Here is a 6,344-nt window from a genome sequence, read left to right as displayed (position 1 = left end):
CCCCCCCCAGGCCCGCGGCCCACTCCCGCAGGCTGGCCGCCAGTGCGACGTGCTCCTCGGAGATGCCGATCGACATGCGTCCCTCACCTGAACTAGAACGTGTTTCACTTACGCCGTCACTCTATAGGCTCCGCCCGTGACTGACGACTGGCACGCCCACGCCCTGGCCGCGAAGGGCTTCATGCCCGAGGACGAGGGCCTGCTGCTGCACCGCCGCGCCCTCGAGCGACTCCCCCACGGACCCGCCCTCGAGGTCGGCACCTACTGCGGCAAGTCCGCCCTGCACCTCGCCGGGGCCGCGCGCATCGTCGGCGGCCCGCAGGCGGTCGTCTTCACCGTCGACCACCACCGCGGCTCGGAGGAGAACCAGGCCGGCTGGGAGCATCACGACACCACGCTCGTCGACCCCGAGACCGGCCGCATGGACACCCTCCCCACCTTCCGCCGCACCCTCGAGCGCTCCGGCCTCGAGGAGCACGTCGTGGCCGTCATCGGCGCCTCCACCACCGTCTCCGCCCACTGGCGCACCCCGCTCTCGCTGCTCTTCATCGACGGCGGCCACGCCGAGGTGCACGCCCAGAACGACTACACCGGCTGGGCCCCCTGGGTCATGCGCGAGGGCCTCCTCGTCATCCACGACGTCTTCCCCGACCCCGCCGACGGCGGCCAGCCGCCCTACCACGTCTACCTGCGCGCGCTCGCCGGCGGCGCCTTCGAGGAGGTCGAGGCGCTCGGCTCCATGCGGGTGCTGCGTCGGGTCGCCGGGGAGGCCGGCGACGGGGTGGGGTGAGTCCCCCGCCCCACCTCCTGAGCCGCTCGTCGCCTCGGGCCCGCTGGTTCGCCTCCAGCTTGCAAGACGCAGCCGCGCGGGCAGGGGCTGGTCGAGCCTGTCGAGACCCCGGAGTCTGACACCGTGCCGAGCCCAGCACCCGGCCCGTGACCGAGACCGAGCCAGGGGCTCAGTGGCGCTCGTCGACCTCCACCGCACAGCCGCACTCCAGCGCCAGCTCGGCGAAGGGCGGGGCGAGGGAGGTGCCGCGCATGATGCCGGAGCCGGGCGTCGAGTGGCCGTAGGTCTCCCCCAGGGCGTCGACGGCCAGGATGACGGCGGCGGCGGTGTACGTGGTGTGCTCGTGGGGCCAGTAGACGTCGCCGGGCTCGTCGGTGCGGCCGGTGTCGTAGACCCAGCCGGTCCAGTAGCGGCCGTCGTCCTCGCGCAGGTGCTGCATGTCGGCGAGGAGGGTGCGGGCCCGGGCGTGGTCGCCGACGACGTCGAGGGCCATCGCGAGCTCGCAGGTCTCGGCGCCGGTGACCCACGGGTTGGTGTCGACGCAGTGGATGCCCAGGCCGGGCACGACGAAGTCGTCCCAGCGGGTGGCGAGGCGGTCGAGGGCGGCCTGGCCGCGGACGGCACCGCCGAGCACCGGGTAGTACCAGTCCATGGAGTAGGTGGACTTGTCGGCGAACCGATCGCGGTGCTCGCGCAGGGCGTGGCCGAGGCGGCCACCGGCGAGCTCCCACTCCGGCTGCGGCTCGTCGACGAGGTCGGCGAGGGCGACGCCGGCGCGCAGCGAGTGGTAGATGCTGGCGTTGCCGGTGAGCAGGCAGAAGTCGTCGACGGGGGTCCAGGCGATGCCGCCCCACTCCTGCTGGAGCGAGACGACGAAGTCCAGGCCGGCGCGCACCGAGGGCCAGAACCGACGGACGAACGCGTGGTCGCGGCGCAGCAGCCAGTGATGCCACAGCCCGACGGCGAGGTAGGCCGACATGTTCGACTCGCCGCGGTCGTCCTCGACGGCGTTCGCGACGATCTTCATCGGCCACGAGCCGTCGGCACGCTGCATCGTCGGCACCCAGGCGTAGGCGCGCTCGGCGGCCTCGACCTCGCCGCCGACGAGCATCGCCATGGCGGCCTCGACGTGGTTCCAGATGTCGACGTGCTCGCCGGTGGTCCAGGGCACGGCGCCGCAGGGCTCCTGCATCGCCGCGATCTGGCGGGCGGTGTCGGCGACCTGCTGGGCGTTCAGGACGCCCTCGACGAAGGGCAGGTCACGCACCGGCGACCTCGGGCTTGCGGAAGTACAGCACCATCGACTTGCCGATGAGCGGGTCGAGCACCTTGCCGGCCACCTTGAGGGCGGTGGGCTGCTTCATGATCTCCCACACCAGCAGGCGGTGGTAGGCCTTCGCGAGCGGGTGCTCGTCGTTCTCGACGCCGACGGCGCACTTGATCCACCAGTACGGCGCGTGCAGGCCGTGGGCGTAGTCCTTGCCCTCGAAGACCATCGCGGTGCCGGGGGTGCCGTCGTTGAAGCGGCCGGCCTTGGTGACCTTGTCGACCAGCTCGTGGTCGGTATAGATGCGGATGTGGCCGCCCTCGGCGTCGTGGTAGTCCGAGGAGAGCCGCCAGTTGATGACCTCCGGCAGCCAGCGCGGCACCGAGATCGCGAGCGTGCCGCCCGGGCGAAGCACCCGGACGAGCTCCTTGATGGCGCTGACGTCGTCATGGATGTGCTCGAGCACCTCGGCGGCCACGACGCGGTCGAACTCGCCGTCGGCGAAGGGCAGGGAGAGCGCGTCGCCCTGCTTGACGTCGGCCTGGGCGCCGGCCGGGGCCTCGCCGGCCTCCTCCATGGCGACGAAGAGATCCCGGACGCCGGCCAGCTCGTCGGCGTCCATGTCGAAGGCGATGACGTCGCCGCCGCGGCGGTACATCTCGAAGGCGTGGCGGCCGGCGCCGCAGCCCATGTCGAGGACGCGGTCGCCGGGGCGCAGACCGAGGCGGTCGAAGTCGACGGTGAGCATGGGGTTCCTCCTGCGCGGGGCGGGTCGGCGGTCGGGCTGGTGGGGGCGCGGCGTCAGTCGCGGTGGCGCGGCAGGCGTCGGGCCTGGCGCTTGGTGGCCGTCGGCATCGGGCCGGAGGCGTGCCACTCGGCGACGACCTCCTCGTAGGCCCGGGCCACGGTGACGGCGACGGCGCGCCAGCTGAACATCTCCTCGACGCGACGCCGGCCGGCCGCGCCCATGCGGGCCCGCCGCTCGGGGTCGTCGAGGAGGGCGGCGAGGGCGGCCTCGAGCTCGCCGACGTCGCCGGGGGTGACCATGTCGGCGCACTCGCCGTCGGGGCCGGTGACCTCGGGGATCGCGCCGGCGCGGGAGACGATCAGCGGGGTGGCGCAGGCCATCAGCTCGGCGGTGGGCAGCGAGAAGCCCTCGTAGAACGACGGCACGCAGGCCGCCTCGGCCGAGCCCATCAGCTCGACGAGCTCGTCCTGGCTGACGCCGTGGACGAAGCGCACGGAGTCGCCGATGGAGAGCCGCTCGATGAGCTGCTCGGTGCGCCCGCCCGGCTTGGGCTTGGTGACGAGCACCAGCTCGACGTCGCGCTCGGTGCGCAGCTTCGCGAACGCCTCGAGCAGCGTCGCGATGCCCTTCATCGGGGCGTCCGCGCTGGCCATCGCCATGATGCGCCCCGGCACGCGGGGCCGGTCGGCCGGCGGCGGCACGAAGGCGTCGTCGACGCCGAGCAGGATGGTCTGCATCCGGGCGGGGTCGACGCCGAAGTCGGTGGCGATGTCGCGGCGGCTGGTCTCCGAGGGCGTCATGATACGGCGCGCGGCCCGGGCGACGCGGCCCTGCATGCGCAGGAAGCCGTACCAGCGGCGCAGCGTGATCTTGCGCCACGGGTTGCGGGTGGCGGCGAGGTCGATGCGGCGGTCGAAGGTGATCGGGTGGTGCAGCGTGGTGATCAGCGGCATCGTCTGCTCGACGTCGAGCATGCCGTAGCCGAGCACCTGGTTGTCGTGGGCGACGTCGAACTCCTCGCGGCGCTCGCGCAGCAGCCGCGCGACGCGCGTGGAGAACGTCTTCGGCTCGGGGAACCCGGCCGCGCACATCGTCGCGAACTCCTCGACGTCGACGCGGTCGCGGAACTCGCGCAGGTGCGGCACGCGGAACGGGTCGGGCTCGCGGTAGAGGTCGAGGCTCTCGACCTTGGTGAGGCCGACGCCCTCGTCGAGCTCGGGGTAGGGCTGACCGGAGAAGACCTCGACGGAGTGCCCGAGGGCGACGAGCTCGCGGCTGAGGTGCCGGATGTAGATGCCCTGCCCCCCGCAGTGCGGCTTGGAGCGATAGGACAGCAGGGCGATCCGCATGCGGGCTGGATCCTCCAGAGGTCGTGTGGCGGACGAGGACGGACCCGGAGCAGGTCCGACCGAGGTGGAACGCGTTCCTATTATGGACCAGTCTTCGCTAGCCTAGTGGCGACATCTGCGAGGTCGGCCACCGGCGTCCGTCCTGCGGGCGGCCCGGTTCGCCCGCCTGGCACTTCTCAGCCATCACCAGACCCGACCAGCATCCTGACCTCGTAACGGAGCATCGTGAGTCCCTCCCGCACCCCCGGCACCACCGCGGACGCCGCCAGCGCCGCGCCGGCCCCGAGCGCCGACGACCTCGGCTCGACGGCCCAGCGCGAGCGCCGCAAGCGCATCCTCGACGCCACCATCGCCCTCGCCTCCGAGGGCGGCTTCGACGCCGTCCAGATGCGCGCCGTCGCCGAGCGGGCCGACGTCGCCCTCGGCACGCTCTACCGCTACTTCCCCTCCAAGATCCACCTGCTCGTCTCCGCCCTCGGACGTGAGTTCGAGAAGGCCGAGGTGGGCCTGCGCGACAAGCCGGTGCCCGGCGCCAACGCCGCCGAGCGGGTCATCAACATCCTCAAGATGCTCAGCCGCGGCCTGCAGGCCGACCCGCACCTCACCGAGGCGCTGACGCGCGCGTTCATGTTCGCCGACTCCTCGGCCACCGCGGAGATCCACCGCGTCGGCATGTCGATGACCGCCATGCTCAGCCGCGCCCTGCACCCCGACCTCACCGACGTCGGCGACCTCACCGACGAGGACGTCGCGATCACCAAGGTCATCGGCGACGTCTGGCTCTCCGCCCTGGTCGGCTGGGTCACCGGACGCTCCTCGGCCGCCGACACCGGCAACCAGATCGAGGTCGCCGTCACCCTGCTGCTGCGCGACTGAGCGCGCGTCGCTCCAGGCCTACTCCAGGAACGCCGCCGTGGTGCCGCCGAGCTCCATCGGCGGCAGCCCGAGCTTGCGGTGGTCCCAGGAGCGGACGCGCTCGGGCACCAGGCGGATCGCCGCGCGGTTGTGCGCCATGACCTCCACGATCGGGCGCATCTCCTCGGTGTAGGGGCCGTTGCAGCGCTCGAAGATGTCGACGCACACCCGCCAGACGACGTCCTCGTCCTCGACGACCTCCGCGCGTCCCTCGATGGCGACGCCGCGCAGCTGGTCGTAGGTGTGCCCGGCCTCGACGAGGAACGAGCAGCGCGGGTCGCGTCGGACGTTGAGGGTCTTCTGGGCCTTCTTCTTGGTCTCGAACCAGATCTCCTGCTCCAGCACGGCGTACCACATGCCGACGAGGTGGATCTGGCCCTGCGGGCCGAGGGTGCCGAGGGTCGAGGAGCGCTGCTGGCGCAGGAACTCCCAGACCTCGGCGTCGTCCATGACGACCTGCGAGCGCTGGTTCGCCACGGCGCTCAGCCGCCGAACGCGTGGGTCGCGGTGACGCCGCCGTCGACGGCGAGCTCGGCGCCGTTCACGTAGGCCGACTCGTCGCTGGCGAGGAAGACGTAGACCGGGGCGATGTCGCCGGGGGTGCCGACGCGCCGCAGCGGCACCTTCGAGGCGCCGAACTCCATGGCGGCGTCGCCTCCGTGCACGCGGGTCATGGGGGTGTCGATCATGCCGGGGTGCACGGAGTTGACCCGGATGCCCTTCGGTCCGAGCTCCATGGCCGCGCACTTGGTCATGCCGCGGATGGCCCACTTGGTGGCGGCGTAGGCGGTGCAGCCGGCCATGCCGGCCAGGCCTTCTACCGAGGAGGCGTTGATGATCGAGCCGCCTCCGTTCTTGCGCATCGTGCGGGCCACGGCCTGCATGCCCAGGAAGGTGCCCATCTGGTTGATCCGCCACAGCAGCTCGACCTCGGCGGCGTCGTGCCGCTCGATGTCACCGAAGCGGAGGATGCCGGCGTTGTTGGCCAGCACGCTCACTGGGCCGAAGCGCTCCTCGGTGGTGGCCACGAGCGAGGTCCAGGACCCCGCGTCGCTGACGTCGTGGTGCACGAAGTGGGCCGCGTGCCCCAGCTCCTCGGCCAGCGCCTGGCCCTGCTCCTTCGCGACGTCGGCCAGCACGACGCCGGCGCCCTCGGCGACGAAGGCCCGCGCGATCTCCGCACCCTGCCCCATCGCCGCACCGGTGACGATCGCGACCTTGCCGGCCAGCCGGCCACGGTCGTCCTTCTGCCGGGTCATCTCCTGCTCCATCCCC

7 protein-coding genes are annotated in these 6,344 nt (G+C 72.2%); 2 read left to right on the top strand and 5 right to left on the bottom strand.

Annotated features, from left to right (window positions below; translation table 11 throughout):
* Nucleotides 1–136 precede the first annotated feature (136 nt).
* The gene (locus ACZDWJ_RS08510; protein ID WP_463520507.1) at nt 137–790 is read left to right on the top strand and encodes a class I SAM-dependent methyltransferase; all 654 of its coding nucleotides are present in this window, start codon (nt 137–139) and stop codon (nt 788–790) included.
* A 169-nt stretch (nt 791–959) separates the two neighbouring features.
* Here ACZDWJ_RS08510 and ACZDWJ_RS08505 read toward each other — a convergent pair whose 3' ends face one another.
* Genes ACZDWJ_RS08505 through ACZDWJ_RS08495 form a run of 3 tightly spaced genes read right to left on the bottom strand, consistent with a single transcriptional unit; the run spans nt 960 to nt 4,154 of the window.
* Entirely contained in the window at nt 960–2,057 is a 1,098-nt protein-coding gene (locus tag ACZDWJ_RS08505) for a prenyltransferase/squalene oxidase repeat-containing protein (RefSeq protein ID WP_463520506.1), read from the bottom strand.
* The gene (locus ACZDWJ_RS08500) at nt 2,050–2,805 is read right to left on the bottom strand and encodes a class I SAM-dependent methyltransferase (RefSeq protein WP_463520505.1); all 756 of its coding nucleotides are present in this window, start codon (nt 2,803–2,805) and stop codon (nt 2,050–2,052) included. The genes ACZDWJ_RS08505 and ACZDWJ_RS08500 overlap by 8 nt, the downstream gene beginning before the upstream one ends.
* Before the next feature lie 53 nt (nt 2,806–2,858).
* Nucleotides 2,859–4,154, bottom strand: coding sequence for a glycosyltransferase family 4 protein (locus tag ACZDWJ_RS08495; protein ID WP_463520504.1), 1,296 nt, complete (start codon nt 4,152–4,154; stop codon nt 2,859–2,861).
* A gap of 225 nt (nt 4,155–4,379) precedes the next feature.
* Here ACZDWJ_RS08495 and ACZDWJ_RS08490 point away from each other — a divergent pair, with 225 nt between their 5' ends.
* Nucleotides 4,380–5,030 (top strand): TetR family transcriptional regulator, encoded by a 651-nt coding sequence (locus ACZDWJ_RS08490; RefSeq protein WP_463520503.1) that lies wholly within the window; start codon nt 4,380–4,382, stop codon nt 5,028–5,030.
* Between the two features lie 18 nt (nt 5,031–5,048).
* Here ACZDWJ_RS08490 and ACZDWJ_RS08485 read toward each other — a convergent pair whose 3' ends face one another.
* The gene (locus ACZDWJ_RS08485; RefSeq protein WP_463520502.1) at nt 5,049–5,546 is read right to left on the bottom strand and encodes a pyridoxamine 5'-phosphate oxidase family protein; all 498 of its coding nucleotides are present in this window, start codon (nt 5,544–5,546) and stop codon (nt 5,049–5,051) included.
* Nucleotides 5,547–5,551: 5 nt separating this feature from the next.
* Complete coding sequence (locus tag ACZDWJ_RS08480) at nt 5,552–6,328, bottom strand: glucose 1-dehydrogenase (RefSeq protein WP_463520501.1); 777 nt, start codon at nt 6,326–6,328, stop codon at nt 5,552–5,554.
* Between the last annotated feature and the right edge of the window lie 16 nt (nt 6,329–6,344).

It is taken from the genome of Nocardioides sp. B129/18 (assembly GCF_055282735.1).
The sequence above is the reverse complement of the archived record's forward strand: the minus strand, read 5'-3'. Positions and strand labels throughout refer to the sequence as shown.

Excerpts from the sequence above, each read along its gene's own strand:
- ACZDWJ_RS08495 (WP_463520504.1), bottom strand. The coding sequence starts at position 4,154 with ATGCGGATCGCCCTGCTGTCCTATCGCTCCAAGCCGCACTGCGGGGGG.
- ACZDWJ_RS08480 (WP_463520501.1), bottom strand. The coding sequence starts at position 6,328 with ATGACCCGGCAGAAGGACGACCGTGGCCGGCTGGCCGGCAAGGTCGCG.
- ACZDWJ_RS08500 (WP_463520505.1), bottom strand. The coding sequence starts at position 2,805 with ATGCTCACCGTCGACTTCGACCGCCTCGGTCTGCGCCCCGGCGACCGC.